The 17,387-nt window shown below is 32.3% G+C and carries 15 protein-coding genes; 12 read left to right on the top strand and 3 right to left on the bottom strand.

Annotated elements, in window-relative coordinates; genetic code table 11:
* Positions 1-82: 82 nt before the first annotated feature.
* Complete coding sequence (locus QYS47_RS00510) at positions 83-949, top strand: substrate-binding periplasmic protein (protein ID WP_322347332.1); 867 nt, start codon at positions 83-85, stop codon at positions 947-949.
* A 90-nt stretch (positions 950-1,039) separates the two neighbouring features.
* Here the strand turns inward: QYS47_RS00510 and QYS47_RS00505 are convergent, their stop codons facing one another.
* Complete coding sequence (locus QYS47_RS00505; RefSeq protein WP_302122152.1) at positions 1,040-1,345, bottom strand: hypothetical protein; 306 nt, start codon at positions 1,343-1,345, stop codon at positions 1,040-1,042.
* Positions 1,346-1,951: 606 nt separating this feature from the next.
* Between QYS47_RS00505 and QYS47_RS00500 the strand changes: the two genes are divergently transcribed.
* The 3 genes from QYS47_RS00500 to QYS47_RS00490 all read left to right on the top strand — a co-directional run bounded on the left by QYS47_RS00500 (position 1,952) and on the right by QYS47_RS00490 (position 5,122).
* Entirely contained in the window at positions 1,952-3,262 is a 1,311-nt protein-coding gene (locus QYS47_RS00500) for an NAD(P)/FAD-dependent oxidoreductase (RefSeq protein ID WP_308358288.1), read from the top strand.
* Positions 3,263-3,349: 87 nt separating this feature from the next.
* Complete coding sequence (locus tag QYS47_RS00495; RefSeq protein WP_322347331.1) at positions 3,350-4,384, top strand: sensor histidine kinase; 1,035 nt, start codon at positions 3,350-3,352, stop codon at positions 4,382-4,384.
* 18 nt (positions 4,385-4,402) lie between these two features.
* Complete coding sequence (locus QYS47_RS00490) at positions 4,403-5,122, top strand: LytR/AlgR family response regulator transcription factor (RefSeq protein WP_302122154.1); 720 nt, start codon at positions 4,403-4,405, stop codon at positions 5,120-5,122.
* On the opposite strand, the gene hemW is transcribed toward QYS47_RS00490, so the two are convergent.
* The gene (hemW, locus tag QYS47_RS00485) at positions 5,119-6,249 is read right to left on the bottom strand and encodes a radical SAM family heme chaperone HemW (RefSeq protein ID WP_322347330.1); all 1,131 of its coding nucleotides are present in this window, start codon (positions 6,247-6,249) and stop codon (positions 5,119-5,121) included. The genes QYS47_RS00490 and hemW overlap by 4 nt on opposite strands.
* A 1-nt stretch (position 6,250) precedes the next feature.
* Here hemW and QYS47_RS00480 point away from each other — a divergent pair, with 1 nt between their 5' ends.
* From QYS47_RS00480 to porN, 8 genes are all read left to right on the top strand, one after another.
* Positions 6,251-7,888: a BamA/TamA family outer membrane protein gene (locus tag QYS47_RS00480; RefSeq protein ID WP_322347329.1), complete on the top strand. Its 1,638-nt coding sequence runs from the start codon at positions 6,251-6,253 to the stop codon at positions 7,886-7,888.
* A 63-nt stretch (positions 7,889-7,951) separates the two neighbouring features.
* Positions 7,952-9,037 (top strand): DUF4271 domain-containing protein, encoded by a 1,086-nt coding sequence (locus QYS47_RS00475; RefSeq protein ID WP_322347328.1) that lies wholly within the window; start codon positions 7,952-7,954, stop codon positions 9,035-9,037.
* A 25-nt stretch (positions 9,038-9,062) separates the two neighbouring features.
* A complete protein-coding gene (locus QYS47_RS00470; RefSeq protein ID WP_308358293.1) occupies positions 9,063-9,842 on the top strand; it encodes a uroporphyrinogen-III synthase in 780 nt (259 codons plus the stop codon).
* A gap of 113 nt (positions 9,843-9,955) precedes the next feature.
* Positions 9,956-10,912: a PorP/SprF family type IX secretion system membrane protein gene (locus tag QYS47_RS00465; protein WP_322347327.1), complete on the top strand. Its 957-nt coding sequence runs from the start codon at positions 9,956-9,958 to the stop codon at positions 10,910-10,912.
* Between the two features lie 170 nt (positions 10,913-11,082).
* A complete protein-coding gene (gene porK / locus QYS47_RS00460) occupies positions 11,083-12,120 on the top strand; it encodes a T9SS ring complex lipoprotein PorK/GldK (RefSeq protein ID WP_308358295.1) in 1,038 nt (345 codons plus the stop codon).
* A gap of 57 nt (positions 12,121-12,177) precedes the next feature.
* Positions 12,178-13,008, top strand: a complete 831-nt coding sequence (porL, locus tag QYS47_RS00455) for a type IX secretion system motor protein PorL/GldL (protein WP_308358296.1) — start codon at positions 12,178-12,180, stop codon at positions 13,006-13,008.
* 33 nt (positions 13,009-13,041) lie between these two features.
* Positions 13,042-14,628 (top strand): type IX secretion system motor protein PorM/GldM, encoded by a 1,587-nt coding sequence (gene porM, locus QYS47_RS00450; RefSeq protein WP_308358297.1) that lies wholly within the window; start codon positions 13,042-13,044, stop codon positions 14,626-14,628.
* 20 nt (positions 14,629-14,648) lie between these two features.
* Positions 14,649-15,539, top strand: a complete 891-nt coding sequence (gene porN / locus QYS47_RS00445) for a type IX secretion system ring subunit PorN/GldN (protein ID WP_308358298.1) — start codon at positions 14,649-14,651, stop codon at positions 15,537-15,539.
* 31 nt (positions 15,540-15,570) lie between these two features.
* On the opposite strand, the gene uvrC is transcribed toward porN, so the two are convergent.
* Positions 15,571-17,379 (bottom strand): excinuclease ABC subunit UvrC, encoded by a 1,809-nt coding sequence (gene uvrC / locus QYS47_RS00440; RefSeq protein WP_322347326.1) that lies wholly within the window; start codon positions 17,377-17,379, stop codon positions 15,571-15,573.
* Positions 17,380-17,387: the final 8 nt, after the last annotated feature.

Raw genomic sequence — 17,387 nt, 5'->3', positions numbered from 1 at the left:
TAAATGTATTTGATTTGACGAATATTATTGAAATAATGGTAAGTCCTTCATAAGTTTCCTATTCGTACTTTAATCAAATATTATGAAAAAACTATTAATCCAAAGTTCGCTTTTATTAATTTTTCTATTCCAAGCTTTTATATCTGTGGCTCAATATTCCGGAGATACATTTGCCAAAGCGAAGCAATCTAAAAAAGCCAATTTAACTTATGTTTATTCTGAAGCACCTGGTTTTGCCGCAGAAGTAAATGGACAGGTTGAAGGAGTATGCGTTGATGTTATGAGTGATTTTGAATTCTATTTATTAGATAATTACGGAATCACCGTTAATTCAACAATGGTAAAAGATCATGCTGATAATTTTACAGCCTATTTAGATGCTGTTAAGAAATCTTCAAATGGTGTTTTTGGTTTAAGTAACACCACTATTACTCAAAAAAGAAAATCTATTTACAAGTTTAGCCCTGCATATATCACGAATATTGGAATGATGCTTACACATAGCGATGTGCCTACTTTATCAGATATATCAAAAATTTCGGAAGTATTTGCTGGTAAAAAAGCAGTTTCAGTTAAAGGAACTACAAATGAAGATCAAATATTAAATATCAAAAAGAAATATTTTTCTTCCTTAGAAATTGAATATGTAAATTCATTCGAAGAAGTGATGGATAAAGTGATTAGCAGTCCAGACTATTTTGGAAATGTTGACTTTACCTATTATTTGGATGCAACGAAATCAAATAAACCAGTAAAGAGACACCCCGCTGGTGATCAGGCTGCAGAAGAATTTGGTATTGTAATGCCAAAAAATAGCGATTGGGCTAAGCCATTTGCTGAATTTTTAACAGAGGAATATAGAACAAGCCCTAGTTACAGAAAGATTATAGCAAAACATTTAGGCCCTAATGCATTACAATTACTCGATGCCGTTGCAGGAGGGAATTAAAATAAAAAGAGCCTCTTACTTTTCGTAAAGAGGCTCTTACTTACCAAAACATCAACCATTCACTATGAATTAAACTATAACTTATTAATTCTAAATATTAGGTTTTAGTTCCTGCGACTTAATAAATATTTTCTGGCTTTTTAATTCCATAAGTAAGTCAACATTTCTCATTGCTACAGGATCAATGTTATCCTTTTCAAAACTATATAATAGAGTACCATCTGTATTATATATTAAAATAGCTGGCTCATTTATTTCTTCCAGATTAAAAACTGGAGCTGCAAGCTCAGCTTTTACTTCTTCTATTAATTTTTGATCAATATTTTTATTCTCATCATCACCGTAAACGCTAGTAATTGAGAATAAGAAAGCGAAAAATACAACTGCAAATTTCATAATATTTTGTTTTAGGTTCTTTTAGTAGGTTGACGCAGAATAATAGCGGAAAGTTGCATGCACTTTACAGAAAAATATTCGGCTGATGTAATTAACATGTAAGATTTATATTAAAATATATATTTTTTATATAAAAAGAAAATATTGTAAAATGGAGAGTCTGCCGTATAAAATATTATAATTCAACCTTAGGCTTACTGTTTATCTCATATAATTATTTCATTAATATATTTAATATTATTTTGAATTTGTTTTTATATCTATAATTCATTCACTACTTAAAGTGTTAAAAATCAGCAATATAGGGTTAGCCATGTTAAAGGTTTATTCTTATTGTAAAATCTTAAATTGTACTTAGCTTATAATCCAATTTAGGATAGTTTATAATTTTGCCTTAGGCCTAGATTTTATTCATTTTACCTTTTTGTAATTTGTATTCTATTCAGAAATAGAATTACTGTAACTAGAGAGTATTTTTGAGGGGTTAAAATTTTCCTGAAGTGTAAGAAAAATTGCTTTATAGAATGGAAATAATGTTGAAAGGATAAGAATAAGCAATACATTTATATTAGTTAATAAGGACTTTATTTTTTAAATAAGTATGATATGAATCAATCTAATGCGTTCAGAATTCCAGATACTCAACAAAAAAGAATAGTTATAATAGGTGGAGGATTTGCAGGTATCACATTGGCTAAAAAATTTGCGGGTAAAGATGTTCAGGTTGTATTACTAGATAGGCATAATTATCACACCTTTCAACCTTTATTATATCAAGTTGCAACTGCGGGACTTGAGCCAGATTCAATTGCTGGCCCGTTGCGTAAGTTACTAGAAAATCATAAAAATATATTCTTTCGAATGGCAACTGTTACTAATATTAATAACAGTAATAATAAAATCAAAAGTAATGTTGGGGAGCTTTCGTATGATTATTTAATTATAGCAGCAGGATCGAAAACAAATTTCTTTGGTCAGCAAGAAAAGTTTGAGAAAGCTTTTCCATTAAAACAGATTCCGCAAGCATTAGATTTCAGAAGTCATATTTTACAAAATTTTGAAGAAGCAGTATTAAGCTCTGATGAAAATGACATTGAGCGCTTAATGAATATTGTGATCGTAGGTGGTGGACCAACAGGCGTGGAATTAGCAGGGGCTTTAGGGGAACTCAAAAAGCATGTTCTACCTAATGATTATCCTGATTTAGATTTCCAGAAGTTAAATATTTACTTAGTGGAAGGAATGGATAGGTTATTAGGAGGTATGTCAGAATTCGCAGATGTAAAAGCTCAAAAATACCTAAAAAAGTTTGATGTGAATGTGAAGTTAAAGACTATGGTCAAAAGCTTTGATGGAGAAAACGTTGAATTTGATAATGGTGAAAAAATCCCAACCACTACTTTGCTTTGGGGTGCTGGCGTAATGGGGAACATAATTGAAGGTCTCGCAGAAGAGAGTGTAAAAAATAGTCGCTACAAAGTCGATAAATATAATTTAATAGAAGGTACAGAAAATATTTATGCAGTTGGTGATATAGCTTTAATGGAAACCGAAGATTTCCCTAAAGGCCACCCAATGTTAGCGCCAGTAGCAATGCAGCAAGCAGACTTATTGGCAAAAAACATTTTAGCTTCTCTAAAAGGAAAAAAGCAAAAAGCTTTTAAGTATTTAGATAAAGGCAGTATGGCTACAGTGGGGCGAAATAAAGCAGTAGTTGATTTACCGAAGAATCTACATTTTGGCGGATTTATGGCTTGGTTCATTTGGATGTTTGTACACTTGATCTCCATTGTTGGTTTTAGAAATAAGATTGTAATTCTTAGTAACTGGGTTTGGAATTATTTCACCTACGATAGAGGTACTAGATTAATCATTAGGCCATTTATACCTAAAATTAATAAGCAGAAAAAAACCTAATCATATGATTTGATAGACGGTTTCTTAAATCTGCAAAAAGAAGCTTATTTTGCATGCTTAATCAGATTCTTGTAGAAGTAGAATAGAATGAATAAAAAGGTACTGTACTGGACCCTTCAAATTGTCGGTTGGACTGCATATGGCCTACTTAATATTTCGTTGGCTCACTTTGGAGGAAGTTTTTCAAAAGAGCAGACATTGGGACAGCTGATTCTGGTACCTTTCTATATTATCATCACTCATATTTACAGAATTTTTATAATCCGGAATGGGTGGCTAAAGATTATTATTCAGAAATTAGTTGTTAGAGTAATTATTGCATGCTTTGTCCTAAGCATTATTAATTATGCTTTCTTATTTCTCATGACAACTTTTTTGGGATTTTTTGATCCTGCCTTTGACCTTAATCCAAAGGTAATTTTTCTAAATATACTCGCTTATCTAATTCTATTCTTCCTATGGTCTTTGGTTTACTTTATGTATCATTATGTTGAGAATTACAATAGGTCATTGAAATTTGATGCAGCAATGAATGAGATTGAATTGAATAACCTGAAATCTCAGCTAAACCCTCACTTTATATTCAATGCTTTAAATAGTGTGAGAGCACTTGTAGATGAAGACCCTGCGAAGGCCAAAAATTCTATTACTCAACTATCAAATATTCTAAGAAACTCGCTTATTCTGGATAAAAAAAGACTTATTAATTTTAATGATGAGCTAAATACGGTAATTGATTTTTTAGCTCTTGAGAAAATTAGATATGAAGAAAGGTTGACAACTGAGTTTATCATTCATCCAGATTCGTATAAGTATCAAGTGCCCCCATTAATGATTCAAACTTTGGTTGAAAATGGAATTAAGCACGGAATATCAAGTTTAACTAACGGAGGAAGGCTGTCAATTGAAACAGAAATTGTAGAAAAAAACTGTTTGAATATCAACATTAGGAATTCTGGTCATTTTAAATTGGATAAAAGAAGAAAAAATAAAGGCTTTGGAATTGAAAATACCAAACAGCGTTTAAAGTTGATTTTTGATAAAGAAGCATCTTTTAGTATTAAAAATGAATCAGAGGGAACGGTATTAACAACCGTAAAAATCCCTCAAATCATTTATTAATTTTATTAAATTGCAGATATGAAGGTATTAATTATTGATGACGAAAGATTGGCTCGAAAAGAATTAGGGAATCTTTTAGCGGAGTATAAAGATATAAATATAGTTGGAGAGGCGGCAAATGCTGATGAGGCGGAGGAAATGATTGAAAACCTTAATCCGGATTTGATTTTTCTTGATATACAGATGCCTGGAAGGACGGGGTTTGAACTATTAGAATCTTTAGAGAAAACACCTAAAGTAATCTTTACTACTGCTTATGATGAATATGCATTAAAAGCTTTTGAATTCAACGCATTGGATTATTTACTAAAGCCAATAGAGCCCAAAAGATTGATGGAATCTATCATTAAAATAAGGCAGGAAGTTGAGGCATTGCAAGAATCTGAAAAAAAGAATACACAACTAACCGTAAATGATCAAGTATTTGTTAAGGATGGTGATAATTGTTGGTTTGTGAAATTGAAAGATGTTAGACTTTTCGAATCGGATGGTAATTATATCAAAGTATATTTTGATAAAAACAAACCAATGATTCATAAATCATTAAATGCTTTGGATGAAAAGTTAGACAATAAACATTTCTTCAGAGTGAGCAGAAAGCATATTATTAATCTTGAATGGATAGATGAAATTGAGACTTGGTTCAACGGGGGATTAATGGTAAAATTAAAAGGCGGTGAAAAAGTAGAGGTTTCTAGAAGACAAGCAACGAAGTTTAAAGATTTGATGAGTCTCTAATTAACTACAAATAAATCTGAGGCGAGTTTATCTGCTAATAATCTTCCTTTTGTTGTAAGTTTTAAATAATTATTTTGCAAAGTGCAAAGTTTCAATCCTATCCACTGCTGGATTTGAGGCTTTGCATTTTTCATTAAATCATAATCATGTTCTTGACTTAAATAATCTAAGCTACAGCCTTCAATAGTTCTCAAAGAAGTCATGATATACTCATTTATTCTGTCTTCATTATTTAAAATATCCATTTCAGCAGGAAGTTGACCTAGCTTGATAGCTCTTAAGTATTTAGCATTATTATTGATGTTAAATTGGCGATTTATTCCATTAAAAGAATGTGCAGAAGGGCCTAATCCTAAATAGGCTTTTTGTTGCCAATAGCTGCTATTATGTTGAGATCTAAAACCTTTCTTAGCAAAATTTGACACCTCATAATGTTCATAATTATGCTTTTTCAGATACGCAGTTAGGTATTGAAATTGTTCAGCAGCATAATCTTCTGAAGCCTCATCTAATTTTCCTTTTTGCTGCCATCTACCGAAAACTGTATTAGGTTCTATGGTTAAACAATAGGATGAAATGTGTGGAGGTTCAAACGCAACAAGTCTTCTTAAGTCTTCAGCCCAAATTTCATGAGATGCAATTGGAATACCATAAATTAAGTCTAAACTGTAGTTTGAAAAATCACTTTCCTTGATCCATTTTAGGGATTGGAAAGCCTCAGCACTATTATGAGCACGATTCATCCATTTTAAAATCTCTTCATTGAAAGATTGTATTCCAACGCTAAGCCTATTTATACCTAAATCATAAAGTATTTTTAATTTTTCAGGCTTTATGTCGTCTGGATTGGCTTCAAATGTAATTTCTGACGTATTTGAAATAGTATGGAATTCGTTTAGTGTAGAAAGAATCTTTTGTATTTGATTTGGATCTAAAAGTGAAGGAGTGCCACCCCCAAAATAAACGGACTCAACAACTTCTCCTTTTAAGTAATCCTTTTGTATTTCAATTTCTTTACAGATTGCATCTACCATTTCATTTTTAATTACCATATTGGTAGAAAAATGGAAGTCGCAATAAAAGCATGCTTGCTTACAAAAGGGAATATGTATGTATATACCTGCCAAAATGAATACAAAGTTAATTCGAATTTTACAGAAGTACCTGCTCGTTTTCTTCCTATATTTTTTTATCTCACCAATTACCTATTCACAAGTCAATATTGATCGCCTAAAGCAACAAAAGAAGAAGCTAGAGGATTCATTAATTAATCTGGGTTATTGGGAAGCTATTGTAGAAATTGAAAATGATAGCACTTTCAAAATAGAAGAAGGAAAACCTTACCTATGGAGTGATTTAAAAGTTTATGAAAAGGATGCTAGAATCAGTATTTCATCTTTGGATAAGCAAATAGGAAAACAGGCTAATCAATACATATTAAAAAAAGCTTTGCAAAAGTATTTGGTTGAAAACTATCACAAATCAGGATATCCTCTTGCTAAAGCCAATTTAACAATTGAAGGGCTGAATGCTAATAATGTTTTAGCATCAGTTTATATAAAACCCCAAAATTATATTGTTTATGATTCTCTAGATATTAAGTCGAGTATCCAATCAATTAACAGTTCATATCTTTCAAATGCATTAAATCTAGAAATTGGTAGGGCATTTAATATCAAAGATTTTAGAGCAATTAACACGAAAATAGAAAGTATTGATCAGATCAATTTAAGTTCTAGCCCTACTCTTAAGTTTGAAAATAATAAAGCTATTATTGGTCTGGATTTAATAAAAGAAACTTCAAATCAATTTGATGCATTTATTGGCCTTGTACCTAATGGTGATGAGGTAAATATCACAGGGCAAGTTGACACTCGCCTAAGAAATTTATTCAAAAGGGGAGTTGCCTTAGATATCTTTTGGCAAAAGTATTCGGCAAATTCGCAAACCTTGGCAACTTCTTTAAGTCAATCCTATGCTTTTAAAACTGATTTAGGAGTAAGTTTTGATTTTAATTTATTGCAAGAGGATAGTACTTTTTTACAAACAGATTTAAATATCGGACTAGAATATCCTTTTTGGAAATCATTGACATTAGGCGTATCCTATAAGAGACAAAGCAATGGTGTTTTAAGAGAATTTTCGCCAGAAGAAATAGATGATATTGCATATAGAAGCTCAGAAACGAATGCAATTCAGTTGTCTGCTGACTGGAATAGAGCAATTTATTATCCAGTTTTGAAAAATGATTATTATTTGGAATCTGCCTTCGGAATTGGGGGAAAAAGAATATTAAATTATTCATCTTTACCAGAAGTTTGGCAAGATGTGCCTGAAAATAGCTTGTATTTTTCTACTAGAATTAAGTTACATTTTCAAAGAAGGTTAGCTAAGCGATTTTTAATAGAAATTATTCCTCAATATAATTTCATTGAAAATTCAGCCCTTTCGCAAAACGATTTGCTCCGTTTGGGAGGCTTGCAGAATTTAAGAGGCTTTGACAGAAATTATTTTTATTCTAGATATTATACATTATTAAATTTGAATTATAGATATTTCTTAGATAATAAATCCAGTGTGTTTTTGCTAACTGATATTGCTAAATTACAGCCTGTAATAAATTGGACTTATGCTTTTGGTGCTGGTTTGGATGTAAGAAGTAAAAATGGCTGGTTTAGAATTATTTATGCTTTAGGAAATGAGCTTGATGAAAATGTAGATTTTCGACAAGCTAAAATTCATTTCGGCTATATTGCAGTTTTTTAAAATTCAATTATTATCTAGCGATAGTCTTAGATACATAAACTTTAAAAATATTTTCTTCTGGAAATGTACAGAATCATCCTTTATATACTCCCCTTATTATTTTTTTCTTGTCAATCAGAAGATAGAGAAGCTGAGATTGAATTAACTAAATCATCCAATCAGCTTGAAATAATTTATCAGGCGGATACTCTATCTAACTTAAGCCAGTGGGACTCGGATAGTCTTAGGCAGATTAAAATAAAAACAATTGAAAACAAAAAATTATATTTAGAAGCGGTCGCAGATGCTCCATTATATTTATTTAAAGATGCAAAATTAATCTATGGCGCTAATACTGGAGAACTCCGTTTTGAAATTGATAAGGCAGAAAAAGGTAATTATTATTTAGGAATTGACGATAAGGCTCAAGAATTTTCTTTTAAAACATATTTTCTTCAGCACAAAAAAGAAAATGCTTTATTCACAGGATTAATAAACTTTAATCGGGAAACTAAATGGATTTCTAACAATGTATTAATCATAATTTTAATTATCACGGCATTAGCAATGGTTGTAATTAAATTAAATTATGATAAAAGACTTTTTCAGGTTTTATCATTTAATAAAGTATTTACAACCAGATTGAATGAAGGCGATCAATCAAGAGTTAGAATAACAGATCAAGACAATTTAATTTTTGGAGGGTTGTATGTTTTTCTAATCTCATCATTGGTTTATTTTTTAAGTTTTTACAGCCCTTATGAAATCTCACTTATTTCTAATAAAGGGCTACCTGAGTTTTTCAACATTATATTATGGGTAGCAATAGGCTTAATTTCAAAAGTGGTATTGGTTACCCTCTTTTCTAATTTGTTTGGCAATAGCAAAATTTCAGCATTTTACATAAAGGAAATGCTTAACATAAATTTATTTTTTATCATAATTATATTTTTCATTACGGCTCTAATATTCTTGTATTTGGGCTTCATACCTAACTTTTGGTTCAATACAGCGCTCTTTGGCCTATTATTCTTCTATCTATTGAGGTTGATCTTACTATATTTTAAAATATTAAAACTGAGTGGGTTCAGTAATCTATATTTATTTTCTTACTTTTGCACCACAGAAATATTCCCATTTTTAATTGGATTAAAATATTTCGTGAGATAAAACTTTTCAAAGTAGACCAATTAATATGTCAACAACTGTAAAAGACCGATTTTATCCGGTAAAAAGTATTATGGTTTCACAGCCGGAACCAGCGAATATTGAGAATTCTCCTTATCACAAATTAGCGGATAAGTACAAAATTAAAATTGATTTCAGGCAATTTATCAATGTTGACCCTATTGATGCAAAAGAATTTAGGAAACAAAAAATTGATATCTTAAAGCATACTGCAATCATTTTTACAAGTAGAAATGCAGTAGACCATTTCTTCCGAATTTGTAAGGGTAGTAAAATCGAGATGCCACCTGAAATGAAATATTTTTGTATTTCAGAACAAACGGCTAATTATCTACAAAAATACATTGTAGTTAGAAAAAGAAAAGTTTTTGTGGGAGAGCGAACTGCACAGGACATTTTAAATGTTATCAAGAAACATAAAAACGAAAAGTATCTTTTTCCTTGTTCAAATATCAGAAAAGATGACATTCCATCTTTCATGACCAAAAACGGTTACAATTTCACAGAAGCAACTATTTATAAAACAGTTGCAGCAGACTTATCTGATCTTGAACATATTACGTATGATATTTTAGCGTTCTTTAGTCCGTCAGGAATTAATTCATTGTTTGTGAACTTTCCGGAGTTCAAACAAAACAAAACCAGAATTGCTGTGTTTGGACCCACAACAGCTAAAGCTGCAAGGGATGCAGGTCTGATAATAGATATAGAAGCACCATTGCCAAATGCACCGTCTATGACGGGAGCATTAGAACTTTATATTAAAAAAGCTAATGGTCTTAAATAGCTGGTATTTAGACCTTTAGTCATATATAATTATATAATAACTTTAAATTACTTACATAAAGGCTTGAACAAAAGTTATTTTTATTATATTTATCCCTCTAAAGTGTTGAGGATATGAAAAAAATTTCAAAATTATTAGTAATTGCTTTTCTTGCTGTGGGCATTTCAAATGCCTACAGTCAAGATGTGCAGTTCTCTCATTACATGTTTAATAACCTTTTCAATAACCCCGCTTATTCAGGAGTTGAAGGTTATACTAAACTAACAGCCTTGCATCGTACACAATGGGCTGGTTATGCACCCTCTAATGGCCCGACTTCAGGTCTGAACTCGCAATTAATTTCATTAACATCTCCTATTATGCGCTACAATAGCGGATTCGGGTTTTATGTATTAAATGATGATATAGCGAATCAGAATTATATTCAAGTACAAGTTTCAGGAGCCTATCATTTAGGGATAAAAGAATCAAAAATCAGTATAGGATTTAGAGGTGGGGCCATCACTCAAAATATTAATAAAGATGGTTATATCTATATTGATAATGATGATCCAAATATTGACAATGTACAGGCTACTCAAGTACGTCCTGATTTTTCAATGGGTGTAAATTTTCAGCATAAAGATTTTTACATTGGTGCTGCTTTTAATCATTTAATTGAAGCGGAATTTGGTTTCGGTGCAGATGCAATTAGAAATCCATATCCAAAAGACTTTTTAATAACAGGTGGTTATACATTTCCAATCAATTATGACATCAGTTTAACTCCAAGTTTACTGGTAAGAACTACTGAGTTTACATCTTATACATTTGATGTTTCAGCAGTGGCAACTTATAAAGAAAAAATTTGGGGTGGTTTATCTTTTAGACAACAAGAAGCAGCAATCGCAATGGTGGGTTATAGTTTTTTTAAAGAAAATACTTTAAAATTAGGTTACGCATTTGATTATGTATTGGTAGCTCAAAGTGCAAAAAGTACTACTTCTCATGAAATCATGTTGAGTTATCGATTGCCAGCTATATCTACATCGGGAAAAAAGGTTGTACGAACGCCTAGATTTAGACATTAATCGTAAAATGCTTGCAGAATAAATCTTTTTTCTCAAAATTGTAAAGATATTTCTATAAATTATTTAAAATACAATAAAACCTTACAGTGTGAGGTTATATTGTTTAGGTGTAAAGAATATATTTAATAATTGTCAATATATTAGCGTTTAGTTAGAAACAAATAGGTGTTATGAATAATAAAGGTGTTTTGAAAAATTTAACCCTATCGATTTTGTTTATTGCTACTCTTTTCTTAGAAGGTTGCGGCCTTTTTGGTGGAAGCGGTGGTGATGGCGGTAACTTGGTAGGTGTTCCCGGAAGAGAAGGATGGTATATGGCCACTCCTTATGGTATGAGATCAGTTCCAGCTGGAACTTTTCATATGGGACAAGCTGACGAAGATGTAGCAGCGAGTATGATTAACTTCAACAGACAGGTAACGATTGGTGGGTTTTACATGGATGAAACTGAAATCACTAATAACGAGTACCGTCAATTCATCCAAAGAATGATGGAGGATTCTGCTTCAACATTGGGTCGTGATTTTATTATGACTGAACTTTACCCAGATACTACGGTTTGGATGAAAGACTTCACTAATCATATGGGAGATCCTATGCAAGAGTATTATTATATGCACCCTGCATTTGATGATTATCCTGTAGTTGGGGTTGATTGGGAAGCGGCAAAAGTTTTCGCAGAGTGGAGAACTGATTATTTAAATTCATATAGAGAATCATTAGGAGAATTTCCTATGCCGGCATTCCGATTACCATCAGAGGCTGAATGGGAATATGCTGCTAGAGGCGGAAGAGATATGGCAAAATATCCTTGGGGTAATCCATATATCAGAAACGCTAAAGGTTGTATGTTAGCTAACTTCAAACCAGGTAGAGGTAATTATTACGATGACGGAAATGCATATACTGCTCAAGTAATGTCGTACTTCCCTAATGATTTTGGTTTATTTGATATGTCAGGTAATGTTTCCGAATGGTGTGAAGATGCATTTAATCCTGCATCAGTTCCTTTAGTATGGGATTTGAACCCAACGTTTTTCGATGAGAGTGAACCGAGAAAGGTTATCAGAGGAGGTTCTTGGAAAGATATCGCTTATTACTTAGAAACAGGTACCAGAGCTTACGAACATAAAGACTCAACTAGAGCATACATTGGTTTCAGATGTGCAATGACTTACTTAGGAAGATCATCTGGGGCGGAATTTTAATTGACTTTTTAAAAAAATAAAATCATATTTAGACATTAACCATTAAAAACTACAAACATGAGCAATAAAAAAGGCGGATTTCAGGAGTTACTATTTAAAACCATTATGCCGAAGGTATATGGTATTGGAGCGGCAGTTGTAATTGTTGGTGCATTATTTAAAATTCTTCACTTACCTGGTGCGGGTGCCATGTTAGGTATAGGTTTAAGTGTTGAGGCACTTATATTCTTACTAAGTGCATTTGAGCCTCAGCATAAGGAATTAGATTGGAGTAAAGTTTACCCTGAACTAGCTACAGAGTTTGATGATAATGATGAATATGAAGATTTAGATTCTAGAGGGTCAAAGAAACAAATCGGGAAAAGTTCTGGATCTACTGCTCAGCAACTTGACAAAGTTTTAGAAGAAGGTAAAATTGGTCCTGAGTTGATTAAAAGTTTAGGTGACGGTATGAAAAATATGGCTGAATCAGCTAAACAAATGTCTACCCTAAGTAATGCAGCAGTTGCTACGAACGATTATGCGAATAACGTTAAGCAGGCAAGTAAATCATTGATGGAAATGAACAAATCATATGATAGTACTGCTGCAGCTATGAAGCAAATGGCTTCCGCTACGAATGACTCAAAAGAATATCATTCACAAGTACAAGCGGTTACTAAAAACTTGACAGCTTTAAATCAAGTTTACGAAATGGAATTGCAAGACTCTCAGAATCATGTAAAAGCAATGAATAAATTCTACAAGAATTTATCAACTGCTTTAGATAGCATGACTGAGGCAAGTAAGGATACTGCACAATTCCAGACTGAAGTTAAAAACTTAACAACTAATCTTTCTCAATTGAATAAGGTATATGGCAATATGCTATCTGCTATGAAAGGTTAATTTGTTATTAAAAAACTTAAAACTTAGAGCTATATGGCTGGAGGAAAAGAAACCCCAAGACAGAAGATGATAGGTATGATGTACCTAGTACTAACGGCCCTTTTGGCACTTAACGTTAGTGTTACAGTACTCGACAAATTCATCGATATTAATAACTCACTAGAAGTATCAGTTGATGCGGCTAGAGAGCAGAATGGTAATACATTGCGTAGAATTGAAAACGCAGTGGAAGAATCTGGTAACCGTCCTGATGATGTGAAAATTTTAGAAACCGCTAAAGCCATCAGAGAGAAAACCAGAGATATGGTTAAAGAATTAGGGACATATAAAGATACCTTTATAGAAATTACTGGAGGTAGAGATGAAACTGGAAACATTGTTGGTAAAACCGACTATGATAAGGTAGGAAACTACATGATGCCTGAAAACCAGAATAATGGAATAAAATTACAGAAATCTTTAAATGCATATGCAACATTTATTGATGAAACCGTTGGAGATTCTGCTGTTTCTTTCGCTCCATTAGCTTTAGATGCTAATGATAATCCGAGATTTAAGGATGATCCAAATCAAAAAGGGAAAGATTGGGCTACATTGGAATTCATGGGTGCTCCTACTCCTGCCGCATTAGCTACAATTTCTGATTATCAAAATAAAGTGATGGCTTATGAAGCAAGAGCTTTAGATTTGTTGGCAAGAAAAGTTGGTGCAGGTGATTTAAAATTTGATTTAATCCAATTAGTTGCATTACCTGAATCAAAGGTTGTTGCAGCCGGTGCAAAATATAAAGCTGATTTAATTGTTGCAGCTTCATCTTCAGCTGAAGACCCAGAAATGACTTTTAATGGAAAAGAAATTGATGTTGTTGGTGGTGCTGGCCAAATAGAATTTACAGCTACTCCTGCAGGTTCTTATGGTGAAGAAGGTACAGCTCGTAAGACTTATGAAGCAACTGCTAAATTGAAAGATAGTGTTTACAGACAAGAAATTGAGTATTTTGTTGCTGAGCCAGTAATTCAAGTTCAATCTGCTGCGTTAAGTCAACTATATTTGAATTGCGGTAACGAATTAAATGTATCAGTGCCTGCTTTAGGTAGTTCTTATAATCCTTCTTTTTCAGTATCTGGTGGATCATCAATACAAGGTAAAGAAAGAGGGTTAGTTACGATTATCCCTAATGCTCCTAAAGTTACTTTAGGTGTAAGTTCAAATGGTAACAAAATAGGAAATAAAGTATTTAGCGTAAGAAGAATTCCTAAGCCAGATGTTCAAGTATATAATGGTTCAAAACCAGTTAACTTAAAACAAGGTGAAAAAGCTACTGCGATGAGAGTTTTAAGAGTACAGGCCATTCCTGATGAAAACTTTAAAGCTCAGTTACCAAAGGATGCTCAATATAGAGTTACAAGATGGACAATTACTTTAGCTAGAGGTCCAAGACCAGTGGGTCAGCCGATCAAAGCTACTAGTGAAACTGTAAACATTAGTCAATTAATGAGTAATGCGCGTCCGGGTGATAGATTGGTTGTTCAAGTGGACCAAGTATTAAGAAGAAATTTTAGAGGAAATACTGAGGAAGTTAATCTTGGAGAACAAGTATTCCCGATATCTCTAAATTAATAGTGTTAAAGAATATAGGTATGAAAAAGTTTGTGTTATTATGTTTGGTTCTTGGCTTGATGGTTTATGTAAAACCAGTAAAAGCGCAAGAATCTGAAAACAATGGTTATAATCCTAATTCTGTGTACCCCGTGCATGAAGATGATATCATGTATAAAAAGAGAGTATGGAGAAGAATGGATTTAAGAGAAAAGCAGAATAAGCCTTTCTTTGCAAAAGGTAATGAAATAACTAAGCATATTGTAAATGCTGCTAAGGCAGGTATTCTCCCAATTTACAAAGGTGATTCTATGGTTAATAGAATGACAAAAGAAGAATTCCTTGAGAAATTAGAAGATCCATCTCTAGCTAATATGGATATGGGTGGAGGCGGTGATGCTTGGGGAGATTCCGGTGGAGGTGATTCATGGGGTAGTGATGATGGATGGGGCGATAGCTCAGGTGATGATAGTTCAGAAACAGAAGAAGAATCTTCAGCTAGTGAAATCAGTACCGAATTTAGAATTACTCAGTTATCTACTTTAGAATTAGTGGAAGACATGATCTTTGATAGAAAAAGATCAGTAACTCATTGGGATATTCAAGCAATTAAAATCATAATTCCAGCACAGAATTTTACCTCTGGTGTGGAAAGATTAGTTGGAGTTTTTAAATACAAAGACTTGATTGACTTGTTTAGAAGTAATCCAGAACAAATGATTTGGTTCAACCCTCAAAATAGCGCTGAGCATAAAAATTTAGCTGACGCCTTTGCTTTAAGATTATTCTCTGCTAGAATTGTTAAGGTTGCAAATCCTGATGATAATATGATTGTTGATGTTTATAATGAATCTCCAAAAGAGGGTATTATGGCATCTCAATGGTTAGAATATGAATTAATGGAAAAAGAACACGAATTGTGGTCTTATTAATCCAAATAAAATAAATTCAAAAGGAAGGCTTTTAGTCTTCCTTTTTTTGTTTAAAGGCTTTTATAATTATTTCTGCTTTGGAAGTACCCACCACATTGCTAAGGTTTTCAAATGAAGCTTCCCTGATTTTTTTGGGGGATTTAAAATGAGTCAATAGTTGATCAATTGTTTTATCTCCTATTCCATTGATACCTTCTAGATCAATCTTAAAAGTATTTTTGCTTCTAATTTGTCTGTGAAATGTAATGGCAAATCTGTGCGCTTCATCTCTAAGTCTTTGTAATAACTTTAGTGATTCACTTTTTTTACTGATATGGACAGGATAGGGATCCTCAGGAAAATAAATTTCTTCTAATCTTTTAGCTATCCCTATTATTGGAATTTTTCCATAAAGATTGAGCTTTTTCAGTGCTTTGACTGCTGAACTCAATTGTCCTTTTCCACCATCAATTACTATTAAATTAGGCATTTCCTGCTTTTCGTCTTTCAATCTTTTATACCTTCTACCTACGATTTCAGTCATGGAAGCAAAGTCATCAGGCCCAACCACAGTTTTGACATGATAATGTCTGTACTCACTCTTCTTAGGCCGACCATTTTTAAAATGAACCATGGAAGCAGTCGGATTAGTACCTTGCATATTGGAGTTATCAAAACATTCTATCTTGATAGGTAATTCCTTTAGTCTTAAATCATTTTGTAACTGTTTTAAGACTCTCAACTCCTTTATTTTTGATGATTCATTCTGATTTAGTTTTTCTTTCTTAAAGAATAAAGAATTTTTTAAACTTAACTCCACTAATTTCTTTTTATCACCAATTTGTGGTTTTATAAAGTGAAATTTTTCTGGAAGGTTTTCAATATCTATGTTGGTTAATACTTCTTCAGTACCACTCTCATATAGTTTCCTAAGATCAATTAATGCCAATAATAATAATTCCTGTTCGGATTCATCAAGCTTCTTTTTTAGCTGAATGGTTTTGGTCACCGTAATGCTTCCATTTTTAACCCTTAAGTAATTAACAAAAGCACTTTTCTCTTCAGAAATAATAGTACAAACATCAATATCGGTTATTTTAGGATTTACAACTAATGATTTGCTGTGGAACTTCTCTAATAACTCTAATTTTTCTTTATATTTTTGAGCAGTTTCATAATGTAACTCCTCCGCAGCTTGTTGCATATTCAGTTTAAATAGTTGCTTAGGAACATTTAAATTTCCTTTTAAAATCTCTGCAGCTTGATTTATATCTTTTTGGTAATTTTTATGTTGTTGTAATCCCTCGCAGGGCCCTTTACAATTACCTATATGGTATTCTAAACAAACTTTAAATTTACCTGCTTTAATATTTTGATCTGAAAGATTGAGTTTGCATGTCCGTATCGTATAGAGCTTCCTTATTAATTCAAGAACATTATTCATAGCTCGAACACTTGCATATGGCCCAAAATAAGTGCCATTTCTTGCAATACGTTTTCTGGTTGAAATTATCCTTGGGAATGGCTCATTAGTTATGCATAAATAAGGAAAAGATTTATCATCCTTTAATAGAATGTTATACTTTGGCTGAAGCTCTTTTATTAATGAGTTTTCTAATAAAAGAGCATCAAATTCAGAATTTACAATAGCTATTTCAATTTTATCTATTTCCCCAACTAATCGAATTGTTTTTTTATTGTGATTGGAGGATTTATTGAAGTAGCTGCTAACACGATTTTTTAGGTTTTTTGCCTTTCCTACATAAATAATATCTCCGTTATTATTATGGAATTTATAAACTCCAGGCTGTTTTGGTAAATCGGATATATCCTTTGGATCTAAAAAAACTGCATCATACATAATCCAGC

Source organism: Marivirga arenosa, from assembly GCF_030503875.2.
Lineage (GTDB): Bacteria > Bacteroidota > Bacteroidia > Cytophagales > Cyclobacteriaceae > Marivirga > Marivirga arenosa.
Note: the sequence above shows the minus strand (reverse complement) of the source record. Positions and strands in the feature narration are given on the sequence as shown.

Excerpts from the sequence above, each read along its gene's own strand:
- QYS47_RS00510 (WP_322347332.1), top strand. The coding sequence starts at position 83 with ATGAAAAAACTATTAATCCAAAGTTCGCTTTTATTAATTTTTCTATTC.
- QYS47_RS00505 (WP_302122152.1), bottom strand. The coding sequence starts at position 1,345 with ATGAAATTTGCAGTTGTATTTTTCGCTTTCTTATTCTCAATTACTAGC.
- QYS47_RS00500 (WP_308358288.1), top strand. The coding sequence starts at position 1,952 with ATGAATCAATCTAATGCGTTCAGAATTCCAGATACTCAACAAAAAAGA.
- QYS47_RS00495 (WP_322347331.1), top strand. The coding sequence starts at position 3,350 with ATGAATAAAAAGGTACTGTACTGGACCCTTCAAATTGTCGGTTGGACT.
- QYS47_RS00490 (WP_302122154.1), top strand. The coding sequence starts at position 4,403 with ATGAAGGTATTAATTATTGATGACGAAAGATTGGCTCGAAAAGAATTA.
- QYS47_RS00480 (WP_322347329.1), top strand. The coding sequence starts at position 6,251 with ATGAATACAAAGTTAATTCGAATTTTACAGAAGTACCTGCTCGTTTTC.
- QYS47_RS00475 (WP_322347328.1), top strand. The coding sequence starts at position 7,952 with ATGTACAGAATCATCCTTTATATACTCCCCTTATTATTTTTTTCTTGT.
- QYS47_RS00470 (WP_308358293.1), top strand. The coding sequence starts at position 9,063 with ATGTCAACAACTGTAAAAGACCGATTTTATCCGGTAAAAAGTATTATG.
- QYS47_RS00465 (WP_322347327.1), top strand. The coding sequence starts at position 9,956 with ATGAAAAAAATTTCAAAATTATTAGTAATTGCTTTTCTTGCTGTGGGC.
- porK (WP_308358295.1), top strand. The coding sequence starts at position 11,083 with ATGAATAATAAAGGTGTTTTGAAAAATTTAACCCTATCGATTTTGTTT.
- porL (WP_308358296.1), top strand. The coding sequence starts at position 12,178 with ATGAGCAATAAAAAAGGCGGATTTCAGGAGTTACTATTTAAAACCATT.
- porM (WP_308358297.1), top strand. The coding sequence starts at position 13,042 with ATGGCTGGAGGAAAAGAAACCCCAAGACAGAAGATGATAGGTATGATG.
- porN (WP_308358298.1), top strand. The coding sequence starts at position 14,649 with ATGAAAAAGTTTGTGTTATTATGTTTGGTTCTTGGCTTGATGGTTTAT.
- uvrC (WP_322347326.1), bottom strand. The coding sequence starts at position 17,379 with ATGTATGATGCAGTTTTTTTAGATCCAAAGGATATATCCGATTTACCA.